This window comes from Hyalangium versicolor (assembly GCF_020103695.1).
GTDB lineage: Bacteria > Myxococcota > Myxococcia > Myxococcales > Myxococcaceae > Hyalangium > Hyalangium versicolor.
In genome coordinates this window covers 58,922-76,115 of record NZ_JAHXBF010000001.1, presented here as the reverse complement: position 1 = coordinate 76,115, position 17,194 = coordinate 58,922, and the positions used below count along the sequence as shown (strand labels likewise).

The window sequence follows — 17,194 nt, the reverse complement described above, 5'->3', positions numbered from 1 at the left end:
AACTCTTGGAGATCGCCATGTCCCGGATCGACAGTCTGCGTGCCCCCGTTCAGCCCCCCACCCGCGAGCCGCAGAGCGCGCCCAAGCAGGCGCTGCAGCAGGCTCCGGCGACTCAGGCCACGGGACACTCGGGCGCCTCCTCCTTCCAGGCGGCCAACACCCGCGCCCTGACGGGACCGGGCTCTCCGGCTCCGAGCGGGGCTACGAAGCTGACCGCCAACGATCTCGGCGTGCTGGCCCAGGATCAGGGCAACACCAACGCGTGCGGCACCACGTCGCTGGCCAACGTGATGACGTACTGGGGCAAGCCGACGACTCACGACGAGATCGACAAGTCCATCCGCGCCTTCAACGTCTTCACCGCGCCGGACAAGATCGTCGACTACGCGCGTGACAACGGCATGCGCGCCGAGATCAAGACGGACGCCGGCATGGATGATCTGGCGAAGATGGTGGATCAGGGCGTGCCGCCAATCGTCCTCATGGACCCGGACAGCGGCTCCAACGCCAACCTGCACTACATGACGGTGACGGGCTACGACCGCGACGCGAGCGGGAAGATCAGCGACGTGGTGGTCGCCGACAGCGCGGGCGGCAACCGCTACACGATGCCGGCGGACGAGTTCCAGAAGAAGTGGGGCGATCTGAAGATGGGCGGCGTGAGCACGGGCCTGAGCAACGTGATGATCAGCACGGTGCCCAACGACGGGCGCTCGGTGGTGGGCGGAGATGGAGTGTCCCGGAAGGCCTCGGACATCCAGCTGCCCGAGAGCAGCCTCGGCAGCGACATCAAGTCCGGCTTCGCTCGCCTGGCGGCCAACGGCATCTCCAACGTGACCCACGCCGCCGAGAAGATCTCGGACGGCGCCAAGAAGGTCTGGCACTCCATCTTCGGCTGAGGCGCGCTCAGAAGCCGGTGAGCACGAAGATCGATCGCCTGCCGTTCACGCAGTAGGCGATCGACTTGCCATCCGGGGACACGTCCACGTCCTTGAGAGCAAAGCCCTCCTTCAGCATCGAGCGGGTCGGCGCGGCGCCTCCTGCCTGGAGCGTCAGGAGCTCGATTCCATCATCGGTGATCACCGCGATCCTGTTCCCATCCGGGAACCAGTCGGCCGAGGTGAGGTAGTTGTCCGTGGCGAGCAGGCTGATGGTGGTGTCGGTCTCGAGATCCCGGAGGCGAACCGTATCGGTCGAGTAGTCGAAGTAGAGCAGCTTCTTGCCATCCGGGGAGAAGCGGAGCCCATAGGCGTTGTCCTCCGTGTCGAGTTCCCGCGTCGTGCCATCCGAGAGCTTGAGCAGCACGGGGCGGAACTCGCTGAAGACCAGGTACTGGCCGTCCGCAGACACGTCGAGGCCCTTCGTGAATCCGAAAGGCTCATAGACCACATGCGGCGTCCCGCCCGTGGAGGGGACTGAATTCACTCCGTCCTCGCGGGAGAAGAAGATCTCCTGGGTGGTGGGATGCCACGCGCTCTCACAGAAGGTGTCGCAGCCATCCGCGAGGACCTTGAGGTTCTGTCCATCGCGATCCACCACCGCGAGCGAGTCCTCCTGGTCGGTATTGCCGTAGTCGAACGAGATCCGCAATCCATCCGGAGAGAAGCGCGGCGAGTTGGCGGTGATGCCCGTGGGCATCGTGATCTCCTTGACCTGGGGTCCCGAGGGGTTGTCGTCCGGCGGAGAATCGTCGTCACCGCCACATGCACCCAGAGCCAGAACCACAGCAACGGTCAAACGATACAGGGGAACCTCCTTGAAAAAGGGGGGGGCATGATACTCCCCTCGAAGGTTCAGGACCTGCGACTGCGAGTGATTGGGCGACATCCTCCATGGCACGCGTTAACGTCGTCCGGAGGGAGTGCAAGGCATGACAGCCCATCTGGACTGGCGCGCACGGCTGGCGGAACGGGGATTCGCGGGGGCGCGGCAGGCGTCGTGCATGCACGGCGCCGCGGTGCTGCGTTCCTGGGGTGAGTTCCCCGCTGCTGAGGCCGCGCTGAGCGAGTTGCTCGGGCGCTTCCCGGAGGACGAAGGCGCACTGCGGGCGATGATCCGGCTGCTGGGCGAGACGGGCCGCGCGGAGGAGGCCGTGCCGCTGCGCCGCCGCCTCCATGCCCGGCGCTGCCGGGAGCTGGGCATCCCCGAGGAGCGGCAGGACGCGGCCATCGCCTTTCTGGAGGCTGCCGAAACGGGCTCCACCCTGCCCTCGCGCGCGGCGGAGACCTATGTGGCCGCGCTCTTCGATCAATATGCCTCCCACTTCGACGACAAGCTGAGAAGCGAGCTCGCGTACCGTGCTCCAGAGCATGTCCTCGCCGCCGTGCAAGAAGCGCTTGGAGGGCGGCGCGAGCTAGCTGTCCTGGATCTCGGCTGCGGCACCGGGCTGGCGGGAGTGCTCCTGCGTCCCTTCGCGCGCCGCCTGGAGGGCATCGACCTGTCGCCGGGCATGCTGGAGCAGGCACGTGCACGAGGAGTCTACGACGCCCTCCATCCCGGGGAACTCCACGCGCTGCTCGAGGCATCCCAGGGACCCTATGAGCTCATCGTCGCGGTGGATGTCCTGGTGTACCTGGGTGCCCTGGAGCCGCTCTTCGAGCGCGTGGCCCGACGGCTCGCTCCTGGGGGACTGTTCGCATTCACCGTGGAGAAGGACACCGAACCGGGGTACCGGCTCCAGCCCACCGGGCGCTACTCCCACCACCTCGACTACCTGCGTGCCTGCGCCCGGACCGTGGGACTCACTCCGGTGGTGGAACGGGAGGCCGTGCTGCGCACCGAGCGGGGCCAACCCGTCTGGGGGCACGTGGTGGTGCTCCGGGCCTGAGGCCCATGCACTCACTTGGGGACGATGCGAATCTGGAACAGCCTCGGCCAGAACTTCCCGGTCACCCACAGCCGTTCCGTGGCCGGGTCGTAGGCAATGCCGTTCAGCACGTCCTCTTTCCCTGACCGCTCGCTCGGCACCAACAGCCCCGTGAGATCGATCCAGCCCTTCACCTGCCCCGTGGCCGGATCGATCCGCGCGATGAGATCCGTCCTCCACACGTTCGCGTAGATCTCTCCCTTCACGTACTCGAGCTCGTTGAGCAGAGAGACCTCGCGGCCTGCATCCGTCACCGTGATGCTGCGCTGCACCTTGAGCGTGGCCGGATCCAGGAAGCGCAGCGTGCTCGAGCCATTGCTCATGATGAGTGACGAGCCATCATCGGTGAGCCCCCAGCCCTCGCCCTTGAAGCTGAACTGCCCCGTGGGCTGGAACGTCGCGGCGTCGTAGATGAAACCGACGTGAGAACGCCAGGTGAGCATGAAGAGCTTCCCGCCGAACAGGGCGATCCCCTCACCGAAGTACTTCTGCTCCAGCGCGAGACTTCGCAGGACCTGCCCTGTCTCGAGCGCCACCTCGCGCATGCTGGAACTACCGTTGAGGCCCGTGCTCTCGTACAGCCGCCCCTCTCGGTAGACGAGCCCCTCGGTGAAGGCCCGAGGATCATGCGGCCAGCTCTGGACGACCTCGAAGCCCTGTGTCGGCGCGCCTTGCGAGGCCCCGTGGGCGCTGCTGCAGGAAACCAGCAACGCGAGCCCCAGGAGAGGCATCAGCCCCCTGAGGAACACCGGCCCTCGACACCCACTGCCCAGGCTCTGGATGCTCATGACCTCTCCTCGCGAGCGCTCGGGCCCGGAAGAATAACCGAAGCGGACCCTCGACCGGGAGCGTGAGCACACAGCTCAGTCCTCGACGACCACGGTGAGCGGCGGGCTCACCTCGGGGTGCCGAGACATGGCCGCGGTGATGACGTGCTTTCCGGGCGTCACGCTCCAGCGGTACTCGTAGGGATAGGACACGGTGGCCACCGGCACCCCATCCACGAGCCACACGATCGGCTCGGTGCTGGGAGTCACCTCGGCCGCCAGCCGCAGCGTCGACGCGGAGGCCGGCGTGTCCGGATCGAAGAGCAGCCGCACCTGGCCGCGAGGTTCGCGGATGACGACCTTCGGTAGCACGGACTCCTCACGACTCGGGCAGAGGGGACTCTCCTGCCGAGGAGACACATCGAGGTGCTGGCTCCGTGCCCACTGCGTATAGATGTCCGGCAGATCCAGCATGACCCGGGAGATGACCTCGGACTCCGGACACGAGAGCCCCGCTCGAAGCCCGTTGCGCCGGTCCAGCTTCACCTTCGCATGGAACGGACAGGGCTCCGTGGGGGCGGTGCCAGGCAGGAACCACTCGCTCTTGCGGTGCGGGCAATCCGTGCTGGCGAGCCTCCCGGACAAGGGACAGATGTCCACTGCCACGGCCCGCTCGGGCGGCGGGAAGGTGTCGAGCACGGGCTGCCACGGACGGTGGTCCGCCATCACCCGATCCATGATCTGGTGCGCCGCGGCAGCCGCGCCGCTCGCTCCGCCCACTCCCCGCATGCGCCGCCAGTCGTGATTGCCGACCCAGACCGCCACGAGCAGCCGGTCACTGAAGGCCACGGTCCAGGCATCCCGGTAGCCCTGGCTCGTGCCTGTCTTGACCGCGACGGCATAGGGGAAGTCGAGCGCCCCGCCGACGGGGAACATGGGCCGGCGCGCCAGCGGATCCGAGAGGATGTGCCGGATGAGCTGCGCGGCCTCGCGGTTGAGCAGGCGCCGCGAGGGAACCTGCGGTTCGTCCACGAAGCGGCGCAGCGGCAGGCTCTCGCCCTCGCGAGCGAGGACACCGTAGAGCTGGGCGAGTTCCTCCAGGGTGACGGGCAGGTTGCCGATCGCCAGTCCCAGGCCATAGCGATCCGGCTCCCAGCTGATGTTTCCCACGCCCGCGTTCTCGAAGAAGCGCAGGGCGGGCTCCACGCCCACCTCCGAGAGGACCCTCAAGGCGGGGATGTTGCGCGAGTTGCCCAACGCCTCGCGCAGGAGCATGGGGCCCATGAAGGTGTGGTTGATGTTCTCGGGCAGGTACGCGCCGCCCGTGTCGCTGCGGACATCCATGGGAGTGTCGGGCAGCTCGGAGGCGGCGGTGAAGACTCCCTTCTCCAACCCGAGCGCGTACAAGAACGGCTTGAGCGCCGAGCCCGGGGAGCGCCGCGTGCGCACGAAGTCGATCGCGCCCTTGTGCTCCTCGGAGAAGAAGTCGCGCGAGCCCACCCACGCGAGGATGTCTCCAGTGGCGGTATCCACCACGAGCGCGGAGGTGTTGCCCGCCCCCGAGTCCTCGATCCGCGCCAGGTTGTCCCTCAGGATGGCCGCAGCCTGCTCTTGAATCTCCAGATCGATGGTGGCGACGGAGATGGGGCTCTGCCGACGCTTCGCCTGCGCGCTCCACTCGAGCACCGCGTGCAGCGCCTCGGGACGACGGCTCGGGCGCGGCACGATGCCCAGATCCGCGCTGAGCGATTGCTCCAGCTCCACCGCCGACAGCAGGCCCTTCGCGTGGAGCTCTCGAAGGATGCGGTGGCTGCGCTTCTTCGCGCGCCGCAGTCCAGCCGGGCTCCAGGGATTCATGCGGCCCGGCATCTGCGGCAACCCGACGAGGAAGGCGGCCTGAGCCCACGACAGATCCTCGGCTGGCTTGTCGAAGTACAGCCGTGCCGCGCGCACCACGCCGTGCGCCCGGTTCCCGTACGGCGCGATCGTGAGGTACTGCCGGAGGACCTGCTCATGCCCATGCTCATGGATGAGCAGCAGCGCCTCCAGGGCCTCGGACATCTTCCGGAGCAGCGTGCGGCTCCCAGGATCCTGCATGCGTGCCACTTGCATCGCGAGCGTGGACGCGCCCGAGATGACTCGGACGTTCCTCGCGTTCTGCAGGACCGCGCGTGCGACGGACGGCAGATAGACGCCGGGGTGTTCGTGGAAGTGCTGGTCCTCCGTCACGATCGTCGCCGCCACGATGCGCTCGGGCATGACGTAGGGCAGCGGCCAGTAACCGAGCTCTCCATCTCCCGCGGGCACCTCACCGAGGTAACGCCCCCGACGATCGACGACGAGCCGCGAGGGCTCCACGATACGGAGCTGGTCATTCAGGGCGTGCACGTACAGCGCCCCTGCGCAGGCCAGCAGCGCCGAGAGCGCCAACCATGCCCGCCTCGAACGAAGCCGAGGCACGAGACGCAGGAGGGCGTCCGCCACTGTCCGCCTAACGCTCATGCTCTCCCTGGATCAGGATGCGCATGCCTTCACCCCGGCCACGCACATCCTCGCGGTACATCTGCTCGGCATAGGGGGCGGGGTGGACGAACGAGCCCTCCGTGGCCGCGCGGACGCGGAAGTGGAACGTGTGCGTCCCCTGCGGCAGTTGCAGGAAGTAGTAGCGGACCTCGTGATCCAGCCGCTGCACGTAGGCCGGAGCAATGGAGTCCGCCTGCGAGGGCTGCGCGTCCGAGCTGGCGTTCTCGAGCGCGGGGTTGAGTGGCTCCAGGCCCGCGGCGAACGGCACGACGAGCGCGACATGGGGCCGCACCTGATCGTTCACGAGCTGCGCGTGGACTTCGAGGATGTCCCCCACCTTGAGGATCTGCGTCTCGCCTGCCTTGTCCTGGAAGCGCGTCTGATCCGAGCCATCCGCGTGCAGATGCGTCTCGCTGCGAGACACGAGGAAGCCTCGCTGCTGGGACGTCACCTTGTCTCCCGGAGTGGAGGGGACGTACTTGTAGGCGACACGCACGCCCACCGGTCCGCCCGTCACCGTGGCCTCCTGCGGCTTGTCCGTGGCCAGCGTCACCTTGGCCGTCTTCACGTCGCCGTTCACGGTGAGTGGCTTGCCGGAGGTGAGCGCGATCGTGGTGTTGGGCACGTTCGGCCTGGCGTGATCCAGGTAGAGCGCCAGCGCGGCGATGGCGCGCCGGTTCTCGTAGGTGCTCTGGAAGCCCTGGGTGGCATTCGCATACGAGAGGAGCGCATCGCGCATCAGATCGTGTCGGGTGTCGTCCGGAGCCAGGCGCAGCAGTGCCTCGAAGACGGAGGCGACCATCGCCGGCCGGGACGAGAGGAAGCCGTAGCCCCAGTAGCTGCGTCCTTCCTGGATGCCCTCGAAGGTGGGCTTGCCGCGATTGAGCTTGATGATCACCCGATCCCACAGCTCGCTCCGCAGCGCATCCAGGTTGGTGCGATAGGTCTTCGGGTCCCGCGACATGGTGCTCGCCAGGTCCGCGAGTGCCATCACATCCATCCGCTCGCGCTGGTGGAACATATCGACGAGGTAGTGCTCATCCGCCATGCCCGCCCACGAGAGCGCGCGGAGAGCGGCGACCTGCTGGTTGTAGCGCCAGTCCGGAAGCAGCCCGGCGTAGTCGCTGCGCAGCACGCGCTTGAGGGCCTCCGACGCACGGTCCAGGAGCTTCGCCTCCACGGGCAGGCCTGCCTTCTTCGCCGCATCGAGGAACTCCACCGCCTGCGCTGTCACCTGCACATCTCCCGGGCCACCGGGCCAGAACGCGAAGAGGCCGCTGGCGTCCTGGTAGGAAGGCATCTCCTCCTGAAGCCGCTTCACGTGAGCCCCCACCTGCTTGGAGAAAGCCGTTGCCGCTCCGAGCTTCTGGAACAGCGAGGCCTGCACGACGTCCGGGTAGAGCTTGGACATCTTCTGCTCGAGACAGCCGTGCGGGTACTCCGCCAGGTAGTCGAGGCTCGCGAAGAGCTCCAACACGCCGGGAATGGACGCGGCGATCACCTCCTGTGACGCGGTCCCGGGACGGACCGGCTCGGGGATGGGCTTGAGCGCCGTCTTGCCGGCCTTCAACGTGTCGAAGTACGCGAACTGCTCCGCCACCCGGTCGGGGAGCACGGGGATCTGCACCTCGAAGGCGTCCCCGGCCTTGTCGGCCTTGCGCTCCACGTCCACGCGCACGGTGAGCGACTGCGGCTTGGAGACGTCCGCCTCCTTCACCTGGATGGGCGTGACGAAGGACATCGCCTTGTTGAGCAGCAGGTCCACGCCCTGATTGAAGGGCCTGGCCTCCACTGGTCCCGAGAGCTGGATGCTCACCGCGCCAGGACCGCCGTTGCCTTCGACCACGCGCCCCACCGCTCCGCCCCAGAACCGATCTCCCTGGCGGACGAAGCGCGGCAACTGCGGCTGCACCAGCACCGGCAGCCGGACCTTGAGAGTCTGCTGCTTGAAGCCGAACCGCTGGCCTCCCGAGGCCGCCACCGCGCGCACTCGGAAGTTGGTCAGATCGTCCGAGAGCGGCACCTCCACGGTGAGCCGACCGGACGCGGGCACCTGCACGGTCGCCTGGTAGAAGGGCACCGTCTGGAAGTTCTTCCGGACGATCCGCTTGCCGCTCATTGCGTTGGCCTCCTCCTCGTTACCATCACCGCCGGGATCCTCCTGTTCGAAGAGCTTGCCCACGAGGCTGTTGCGCGTGTCCCGCAGGGTGGTACCGCGAGAGTTCCGGGTGATGAATGCGCTGAGCGGATCCAGCGGGCCCTCCTGCGCGAGCGAGAGCACCGCCTCGTCCACCAGCCACAGCGTCACCTCTCCCGCCAGGCCGCCTCCGCGCTCATCCTTCAGTGAGATCTCCACGGGGATCTTCGTTCCCGGCCGGGCCGTGTCCGTGTGCTTGAGTTCCACGGCCACCTGGTTGCGGACGGGCTCCACCTCGACGTCGATCGATGCCCCGAGCGTCTGCGGCCGGTAGCGTGCATCCTCCGTCTTCCCCTCCCCCAGCCGGCCGCGCATCAGCGCCACGTGCACGGCGATGTTCGGGACGTGGTTCGGCTTGATGGGGAGCTCGTACACAGCCTTGCCGCCGGAGACCTCGCGCCAGGTGTACGTGTTTCCACCCGGCTCCTCGACGACCACCAACGCGCGGCCCTGCTGGAACGGGCTCTGGATGATGATGCGCGCGGTGTCACCCGGCCGGTACTTCGGCTTGTCGGTGGCGAGCTCGAACACTCCCTGCCGCGGCTTCTTCCACGCGACAGGCGTCTGCCCGCCCACATACAGGTCCGCATTGAGCGTCTGCACCCGGCCCAGCTTGTCGCGAGCGATCAGCTCCACCACATACACGCCCGCCTCCTTCAGCGCGAAGGAGGGCTGCACCGACTGCAGGTCGGTCTTCACCACCTGCTCGTTGAGCTTCACGTCCTCCTGCTCGGTGACGTACCGGGCGTCGCCCGTGGCGAAGTGTGTCTCCCGGAGCTGGCTGTGCCAGACACGGCGATACAGCCGCACCGTCACGTCCTGGCCCTTGACGGCCTTGTCATCCACGCCGACGGCGATGATCTCCGGCTTCAGCTCGAAGGGCTTGTCCGAGTACCGCGGCAACTTCATCCCCAGCACGAAGGGAGGCAGCGCCTTGACTTCGGTGACGGCGGAGACCGGCTGGTTGTCCGCGCCCGTCACCGTGGCCTCGAAGCGGTAGACACGCGCGCTCCCGTCCAGGTCCAGCGCCGGGTTCACCTGAATCTCGTCCGCGCCGCCGTCGTCCAGCTCCGCGTTCCGGCTGATCGTCTCCGGCGCGCGGCTCTGGCCCTCCCGGGCGAACTGGGTGCTGGACGCGAAGAGGAACCCCTCGCGGCCCTTGGGCACGTAGTAGTGCGGCCGACGCGTCACCGTCCACGCGATGGGCTGGCCGGACACGTTGCCGCCCGCGTAATAGCGAGCCACCGCCTTCACCTTGAAGGGCCCATCCAGCCGCACGGTGCTCGAGGAGGACAGCTGCACCTCGAACTGGGGCACGCGGTACGCCTCGATCTGGAACGTGCGGCGGGCGACCTCCTCCTGGGTCTGCTTCTCCCTGATGACGACCTGGAACTCGCCCGTGGGCACGTCCTTCTCCGCGAACTCTCCGGAGATACCGAGCGCACTGTACTTGGCCGGCACCTCCCAGGCCTGGTCGCCGCCGGGCCCCAGCACCCACAGCTCGTAGGCGCCGGAGTCGACCAGTTGCAGCTCGCCGCCGGTCTTCCGCCGCACATAGCCCTTGATGAAGACCTTCTCGCCCGGCTTGTAGATGGGCCGCTCGGTGAAGACGAACCCGAGGCGCGCATCGTTCTGCGGAGACGGGATCTGCTGCCCGATCCACTCGAGGAATCCCGAGGACGGGGACCAGTGGTTCCGGGCGAACGCGGCCGGAGGAGCGCGCGGATCCAGCACCAGGATGTCCTCCCCGCTCTGGACCGAGATGCGCTTGATGCTCTGCCAACCCTGCTGGGGCGAGAGCACTGCCCGCCCTCCATCATCCGTGGTGAGCGCATGCGAGAAGGGCACGGAGATCGTCTGGCTGGGACGCTTGGGGTCCGGCGCCTCGCGCATCCCCTCGAAGAGGATCTTCGCGCCACGGACCTCCTTGGCGTCATCCAGGGTGCGGACGAAGAGCACCGCGCGGTCCCGCTCCTCCACCGCCGTGAGCGACAAGTTCGTCACCTGCACGCGGACATAGGCGCGCTCGGGCGCCCCCGTGAGCCTGCGCAGACCCACCAGGTACGAGCCCGGGCGCTCGCGCCCCACGGCCTCGTCCAGCAGCCGCCCCAGATCGAGCCCGAACGCCGTCGTCCCGCTCTTGTTCGCCAGGGGCAGATCCACGACTCGCGAGATCAGCGGCGAGCCCAACAGGCGGATGTGCGCCATCAGCTCATCGGAGCCGATGTACCCGGACGAGTTCGCCGGAATGGAGGGCTCCTCGCCCGGGAAGGGCGGCGCGCTCTCCTCGTTGATGACGACCGGGCTCTCGGGGAAGGGCCAGAGCCCCGTGTGGAGGGGATCCACCCGGTAGATGCGCACGTCCGCTCGCGCATCACCGTAGCCCTGGAGCGGCAGCATCCTCGGCCCCTTCGACTCGACGATCGCATTCGCCTGACCCCAGCGCAGGAACGCCGCCTTCCAACCGAGGTGGAAGAACACCTGCGCGTCACCGGGATCGCGAAGGGGCCGGCCACTGTCATCCTTGATGGGCGCGGCCGAGATCCGCATCTGGTAGAGCGTGTCGGGGACGAACTTCCCGCGCAGCGCCACGCGGCTGCCGTAGCTCTCGAAGTGGAGATCCGGGACCGCGGGCTCCAGACGAACCAGCTTCTTGAGCGCGGTGAGCGTCAGGTCCTGCACGTCGGCGGAGAAGGCAAGCTGCGGCAGGTCTCCCTGGTTGCCGCACGAGAGCGCCATGTCCCGAGGCACCGAGGCTCCACCCGTCAACGCGAAGGTGGACGCGCCGCACTGGATGGACTGGAGGTGGAAGGCAGGCCGGGTGGAGAGCCGCCCGGTCCAGAGCGTCTTGCCCTCCTCGCCGAGCGCCAGGCTCACCGTCACGCGGAGCTGCTTGCCCTCGGGCACGTCCTCGTCGAGGGTGATCGCATAGACGGCCGGGCTGCGCTGGTTCTCACGCGGAAGCTGGGACAGGTTGAAGTCCTTCACCACGCGGGTGGGCGAGTCGGCCAGGCCCGGCAGATCGCGGATCTCGAGCGTGAGCATCTGCTTGAGCGCGGCGAGCGGCAGCGGCTGAGGGAACGTGAGCGTCAGGGTGCGGAAGGGCCGCAGGCCCGTGCTGTCCGCATAGGGGTTCATCCTGGACGGCGCGGACATCATCGTCGCCAGCACCTTGCGCGCGCCGCGAGCCTCGAAGGCGAAGCGCTGCAGCGGAGGCCAGGGCTCGGCGGGCCGGAACTGGAGCGTCTTCTTGTCCGCCCAGAAGTACTGACCCGGCCAGGCCGGAGTGATCTTCAGTAGCTTCGCGCCGTCATCCGCGGGCCGCTTGCCGGGGCCCTCGTTGTCGGAGAAGTACACGGTGACGGGATCGAACCCGCGCAGGAACTGCTCGGGGAGGATCCGGGTCGAGCCGCCCTCGGGACGCTGGCTCTCGTCCGCCGGGCGGTAGTCCTGGGCCGCGGCGGGCAGGACCGCGAGCAATGCGAGGAGCGCAAGGGCTCTCGGGGAAACGGCAATCACGGGTTCTCTCCAATCCGCTGGAAGAAGTCGCGCAGGTACTCCTCGGGGACGTCGGCCTTGGCGCCGGCGAGGCCCACGAGGACGGGCTTGAACTTGAGGGGCTTCGCCTGGGGGGGCGCATGGATGGCGAGCAGCCAGGTGCCCTTGTCGAGTTGCAGGAACTGCTGGCAGCCCTCGCCGAGCACGCGCTGATCTTGATCGAGCACGGAGCACTCGAGGAGCTCCGCCGGCACTTGCAGGCCCAGGCCGATCCGACCGGGAGACTGCGTGGAGAACCGGAAGAAGCGCGTCTGGGACGGGGTGATCCAGCTCTCCTCGCTGGCCACTCCCTCCTGCAATTCCCTCACAGGCTCTTGTGTCCAGGTGACAGTGCCGGAGAGCGGGCGATCCGCGAAACCTCGCACCACCAGGCGGTAGGTGCCCGCCTTGAGCACGGAATCGAATGCACAGCCCTTCTCGCTGCCCTGCACCTGAAGCACCGAGCTCCCCTGGGCAAGTCCACACACGCCTGCATCCGCCCGGAGGTGCACTACCGCGTCGGACACGAGCGTGAGGGAGCGCTCCACGCGAGCGCCGGACAGCTTGAGCGCCTTGGCCGCGGGCAGATCCGCCCCGGCCTGAGCCGAGAGGGCTCCGAGCGCGGCACTCCTCAGCTCCGCGGGAGGAGTAAGCACGGCGCGCACGCCCCCGACTCCCAGATCCAGCACGGCCTCTCCCGAGCGACCCGCTGGAATCCGGGCTTCGCAGCCCTCCAGCCGTGTGCCGTCATCGAGCGTCGTCACACAGCGGAGCGCACCGGCCACCGTCAGCAGCCGGGGAACGGGCTGCGAGGTAAAGGCGAGGGGCTGCTGGCTGGGCGCGGAGTTCACCCGCTCATACAAGCGCTCCAGGTTCTCTCGAAGCGGAGCTGGGTCGATGGCCACCACCTCCGCCTGGGTGCGCGGCTCCTCGGGGGAGTACACGAAGATCGAGCCTCCCTTGCCCGTGAGCACGCACGCCGCGAGCGTCGGAGCGGGCGCGCACAAATCGACCGCCGTACCCTTCTCATCCACCTGCACCGCCCACGCATTGCGAGGCAGCGAGAGTTGCACGCGAGTTGGAGTCGAGGGCATCCGAAGCTGGAGCGCCGTCCCTTGCGACCAGGTGAGGTTCTGCAGTCCGGGCTGCAGCCCTCCCGCGGCCGAGGGCACCGGAACCGAGAGCCGGGTCACGCTCGCCTCGCTCGCACTGAGCGCGGGCGTCCACCAGCGGGCCAGGGACTGCTGCGTGGGGCCGGTTGCCGCCACGCACATGAAGTCATCCTGCCGCGACGTGCCGCCAACGAGCGAACAGGCAGGGTTGCTCCGGTCTCCCACCTGCACACGGGCCATGAAGAGGTGCAGCGAAGGAGCGCGCGTGGACTGCCGCAGCAGCGACACGGCACGGGAGAGGCGCACGCGCTCGGTCTTCGGACCGTCGAGCGCATCCACCACCTCGTTGAGTTTCAGCGAAGCCTCCTGGCCACCCGCGCCGCTGAAAATCCAGTCTCCGGCCTCCAGGGAGACTTCTCCCGCGCACTTCTCCAGGGGTCCCTTCTGGCCCGCGGGCAGGCAGTAGAGCCCGGCACCGGTCTGGTACCGGCCGGCCTGAGAAACCTTCGTCAGCGCGGCTGCGCTCGCCGCGATGCTCCCGCCCGTGGAGGGCACCACCGCGTGGGTGATCAGCGCCGTCGTCACCTGGGCGCTGCTGGCCAGCGTCCATACCCGGACACGCCATGTGGCGCCGCCAGGACGAACGAGCAGCATGCACTCGCGAGTGTCGAGCTGCCGAGTAACAACCGCGCCCTTCTCATCCTCGAGCGCGCAGGAGATGGGCGTCTTGGCACGCAGGGCAACCTCCTGCACCACGTTGTCGCCCTGGGTGGGGAGCGTCGCGCGCTGCACGCCGGCATCCAGCTTGAGCGTCGCCTTGTCCGCGAGCACTCCCGCGTCCGTCACCTTCGCCACCGCCACGGAGACGCGCGTCGGCCCGGGCTGCTGCGTCTGGCTCTCGAGGACGAGCGTGTAGTCGCCCGCGGCGAAAGGCTCGGCGATGGCGCAGTTCCAGTCCGCGCCGCGATCCGAGTTCTCCACGACCAGGCGTTCCTCGCTGTCGAAGATGCGGCAGCGAACATCCGTGTCCCCCTTCGTGGAGAGGCGCAGCGTTCCCTCGGCGGGCAGGCGCAAGGGGATGCGGCCCGGTGAGGACGCGGCGCGGACGATCCCAGGCGCCAGCGTGTCGACGCGGAGGTAGATCGCATAGGTGATCGCCACATCGCCGCGGCTGTGCTCGGTGATCAGCCGGTAGCTCCCCGGTTCGAGCGACAGCGTCCGGCCCGTGGGAGCCGGTGCATCCGCCTCCGGCAGCGTCTCCGCGGAGGCAGGCGGGGAGTCAGAGTTCTCTTCCCCCTCGGCATACTCTCGCTCGGGAGGAGGCTCCTGATAGCTCTCCTCGGACGAGCCTTCCTCGCTCTCGCCCTCCCCTTCGTCGGAAGCAGGTTCGGGAGGCGGTGCGTACGCGCGCACCCGGGGCACGGAAGCACCCTGGGGCCGCGTCAGCTCCGAAGTCATCGGTGCAATCGTCTCGACGGGCTTGAGCTCGTTGTCCGCGCCGACCCGGTACAGGCGCCCCTGCATCCCATGGGTCAGCGCGAAGGCCACGTCCAGTTGGGACAGCAGCTCGAACGAGAACTCGTCCTTGCCATCCTTGCCCAGCGCTACGCGAGACCACGCATTGAACGGCAGCGCGTGCACCTTGTTGCCCTTGAGGGTGACGGTGGGCCGCACCCGCTCCAGCGACGTGCGGCGCATGCTCTCCACCGTGAGCGGGAGCTGGGTCCACAGATAGTTCCCGGACGCCAGGGTCATCGTGCTGGTGCAGGGCGCGGGGATGGGCACCACCGGCCAGCCTTGCGGATCATCGAGCCGGCACTGGAGCGCGCCACTCTGCGCGGCGGTGCTCAGCGTGTACTCCGCCCGCTTCGGCACTCGGAGCTTCTGCTGGATGAGGTCGCCCGCGTCCGCGCGGAAGAAGATCTCGGCCTCGCCGCCCAGCCCTTCGGCGGACTTGACCGAGCGCCGCTCGAGCAGCACCGAGCCCCGTCCCCGGCTCTGGCCCACCGTGCGCACGGTGAGCAGGTAGCGCCCGGGCCGCAGGTACGAGGACACGAGGCAGTTGCGCCCTCGCCCTCCGCCCGACGCGGCGCCGACCTCCTGCACCACCGGCGTCCGGATGCGGCACTCGGTGGAGAGCAGGCCCTCCGTCGTCACATGGTAGAGGCCCGCATCCTTCACATCGAAGAGCAGGGAGTGGGCCTGATCCCGATCGAAGTCCAGCCACATGGAGGTCGAGGGCGCGAGCACCGGCAGCGGCGCGAGGTTCGGGCTGAACGCCACCAGCGGTGGAGGCGCGGAAGGTGGAGGCGGAGGCCTGCGCAGCGACAGGGTGATGGCGGAGGTCCCCGGGTTCTCGAGCGTGAGCTCTCCGGAGCTGCCCGGCAGCGCGCAGGTGCCACCCTTGGCATCCCCCTTCGTGTCGCCGAGCGCACAGGTGAACGGCTCGCCACTCAGCGAGCGGATCTCCACGGGCCGGCCTCCGCTCAGCGGAACCTTCAGGCTCTTGCGCCCGTCGAGCACCAGCGCCATGGGCTCGCTCAAGGTGAGCGGCAGCGGGCGGAGGAACAGGCCTCGCAGCGCTCGCTCCGAGCTGCGCGTGCTGCTCAGCACATAGCGGGATTTGTCCCCCAGCCGCACCGAGGGGAAGAGGCAGGACACCTTGGTGGGCGTATCCGAAGAAGGCTGCGGTCCGTCCGCGGCGAGCGTCACGTTCTCGATGCCCTCCGTCCCGCCGTACAGCCGCAGCTCGTACATGCCGGGAGTCGCGGGGACGGCCACACGGCAGGTCTTCGCGTCCGGCAGTGTCTCCGTGAGCCGCGTGAGCTTGTCTTTGTCGTAGCGGAACAGCTCGCAGCGGGTCTTCCGCTCCCCGGCGGTCTGGAAGACGTAGCGCGCGGAGCGGGTGATCTCGAACTGCAGCGTGGCGGAGTTACCGTTGTAGTTGAACGACCGGCGGAACGGCGCGTCAGGGCCCACCTTCAGCAGATCCCGCCCCTGCAACAGCGAGTCCCCCTGGGTGAACACCTGGCTCAGCGAGCAGCCCACAGGCGCGCTGTCCTGATCGAGCGGCGTCTCATGAATCCCGACGAGGTAGTCGCCCCCCTTCACCACCTCGAAGCCCAGCGACTGCGCCCCGCTGCCGTAGACCCCATCCTCCCACCGGTCCAGCAGGAGCCGCGCCCACCGCAGCGTCAGGCGAGCACCGGGCTCGCCGCGGATGAGTGCCACCCGGCCGCGCTTGCTACCGGACGAGGTGCCGCACTCGGGCACGAGCGCCTTGCCGTCGATCTCGCAGGTAGCCTCGGCCGAGGAGAACACGTTGGTGGAGCCATCGCTCCCCACGGGGTGCAGGCTCAAACGCGTGGTCGTCTTCGAGTTCCCCTCGCGCGAGAGGAAGAACGCCTCCGGCTCCTCGGGGAACTCCAGCGTGGCGAGCCCCGTCTCCGGCAGGGTGAGGGTGGCGATCCGATCCGCGGAGGCCTTCGGGAACCCCCACGAGACGGTCAGCCCCGAGTCATCCGCCGTATCGCTCTGGGTCCACACCGCGGAGTTCGTCCCGTACGCGGTGAGCAGGTACACGCCCGGTTCGAGCATGGACTCGAACCACCACTCGTGGATCGGCTGGCCGGGATGGGGGCGCGGGCTGGTGTCACGCGCGGCGAGCGGCTCCAGCCACTCGCCCGTCCGCCACAGCCGCACGTCGCCCGCATGCCGCCCGGCGATGCGCAGCGTCACCGGCTGGCGCTGATCGATCTTGAGCCAGTACGAGGCCTGCTGGCGCGGCTTGAGGTTCTGCTTCACCTCGCGCCGGGGCTCCAGGCGCAGCGGAGACGGATTGAGCTCCGTGTACGGCGTCACCGACAGCGTGACGTTGCCCTTGCCCTTGGCCTTCGAGTTCAGCCGCAGCTTGTACGTGCCCGCGTCCAGCAGCAGATCCAGCTCGCAGCTGGAGCGCCCCACCTGGCCCGAGTGCTCGAAGGGCCCGCGGACGTGATCGACGATGTCACAGGCCGTTCCGGCGGGGCTCTGGGCCTTGACGATGTACCGGCCGGCCTTGTCGAGCGTGAGGATGGCCTCCTGGGCTCCTCGGGCGGGGACGGTCGCGGGAGAGACCGAAGCAGCGTGGAGCAGGAGAAGGGGAAGCGTCAGCAGCGGCAGGCTCATAGAGGCTTTCGCGCGAAGTTTGCGC

Annotated in this window: 7 protein-coding genes; 2 read left to right on the top strand and 5 right to left on the bottom strand. The window is 68.4% G+C overall.

Translation table 11 applies throughout. From position 1 onward, the window contains the following. The first annotated feature begins 17 nt into the window (after positions 1–17). Positions 18–899 carry a C39 family peptidase gene (locus KY501_RS00265; protein ID WP_224360300.1) on the top strand — a complete coding sequence of 294 codons (882 nt, stop codon included), beginning with the start codon at positions 18–20 and terminating at the stop codon, positions 897–899. Positions 900–906: 7 nt separating this feature from the next. Here the strand turns inward: KY501_RS00265 and KY501_RS00260 are convergent, their stop codons facing one another. Next, positions 907–1,737 (bottom strand): WD40 repeat domain-containing protein, encoded by an 831-nt coding sequence (locus KY501_RS00260; protein ID WP_224360299.1) that lies wholly within the window; start codon positions 1,735–1,737, stop codon positions 907–909. 133 nt (positions 1,738–1,870) lie between these two features. On the opposite strand from KY501_RS00260, the gene KY501_RS00255 reads away from it, so the two are divergent. Then, complete coding sequence (locus tag KY501_RS00255; RefSeq protein WP_224360298.1) at positions 1,871–2,827, top strand: class I SAM-dependent DNA methyltransferase; 957 nt, start codon at positions 1,871–1,873, stop codon at positions 2,825–2,827. Positions 2,828–2,838: 11 nt separating this feature from the next. Here the strand turns inward: KY501_RS00255 and KY501_RS00250 are convergent, their stop codons facing one another. From KY501_RS00250 to KY501_RS00235, 4 genes are all read right to left on the bottom strand, one after another. Continuing rightward, on the bottom strand, positions 2,839–3,654 hold the full coding sequence (locus KY501_RS00250) for a glutaminyl-peptide cyclotransferase (protein WP_224360297.1): 816 nt from the start codon (positions 3,652–3,654) through the stop codon (positions 2,839–2,841). 75 nt (positions 3,655–3,729) lie between these two features. Then, positions 3,730–6,135: a penicillin-binding protein 1C gene (pbpC, locus tag KY501_RS00245; protein WP_224360296.1), complete on the bottom strand. Its 2,406-nt coding sequence runs from the start codon at positions 6,133–6,135 to the stop codon at positions 3,730–3,732. After that, entirely contained in the window at positions 6,125–11,872 is a 5,748-nt protein-coding gene (locus KY501_RS00240) for an alpha-2-macroglobulin (protein ID WP_224360295.1), read from the bottom strand. Before KY501_RS00240 ends, pbpC begins: the two co-directional genes overlap by 11 nt. Next, entirely contained in the window at positions 11,869–17,169 is a 5,301-nt protein-coding gene (locus KY501_RS00235; protein WP_224360294.1) for a hypothetical protein, read from the bottom strand. Before KY501_RS00235 ends, KY501_RS00240 begins: the two co-directional genes overlap by 4 nt. Between the last annotated feature and the right edge of the window lie 25 nt (positions 17,170–17,194).

Coding starts and splice junctions, on each gene's coding strand:
- KY501_RS00235 (WP_224360294.1), bottom strand. CDS start 17,169: ATGAGCCTGCCGCTGCTGACGCTTCCCCTTCTCCTGCTCCACGCTGCT.
- KY501_RS00265 (WP_224360300.1), top strand. CDS start 18: ATGTCCCGGATCGACAGTCTGCGTGCCCCCGTTCAGCCCCCCACCCGC.
- KY501_RS00250 (WP_224360297.1), bottom strand. CDS start 3,654: ATGAGCATCCAGAGCCTGGGCAGTGGGTGTCGAGGGCCGGTGTTCCTC.
- pbpC (WP_224360296.1), bottom strand. CDS start 6,135: ATGAGCGTTAGGCGGACAGTGGCGGACGCCCTCCTGCGTCTCGTGCCT.
- KY501_RS00255 (WP_224360298.1), top strand. CDS start 1,871: ATGACAGCCCATCTGGACTGGCGCGCACGGCTGGCGGAACGGGGATTC.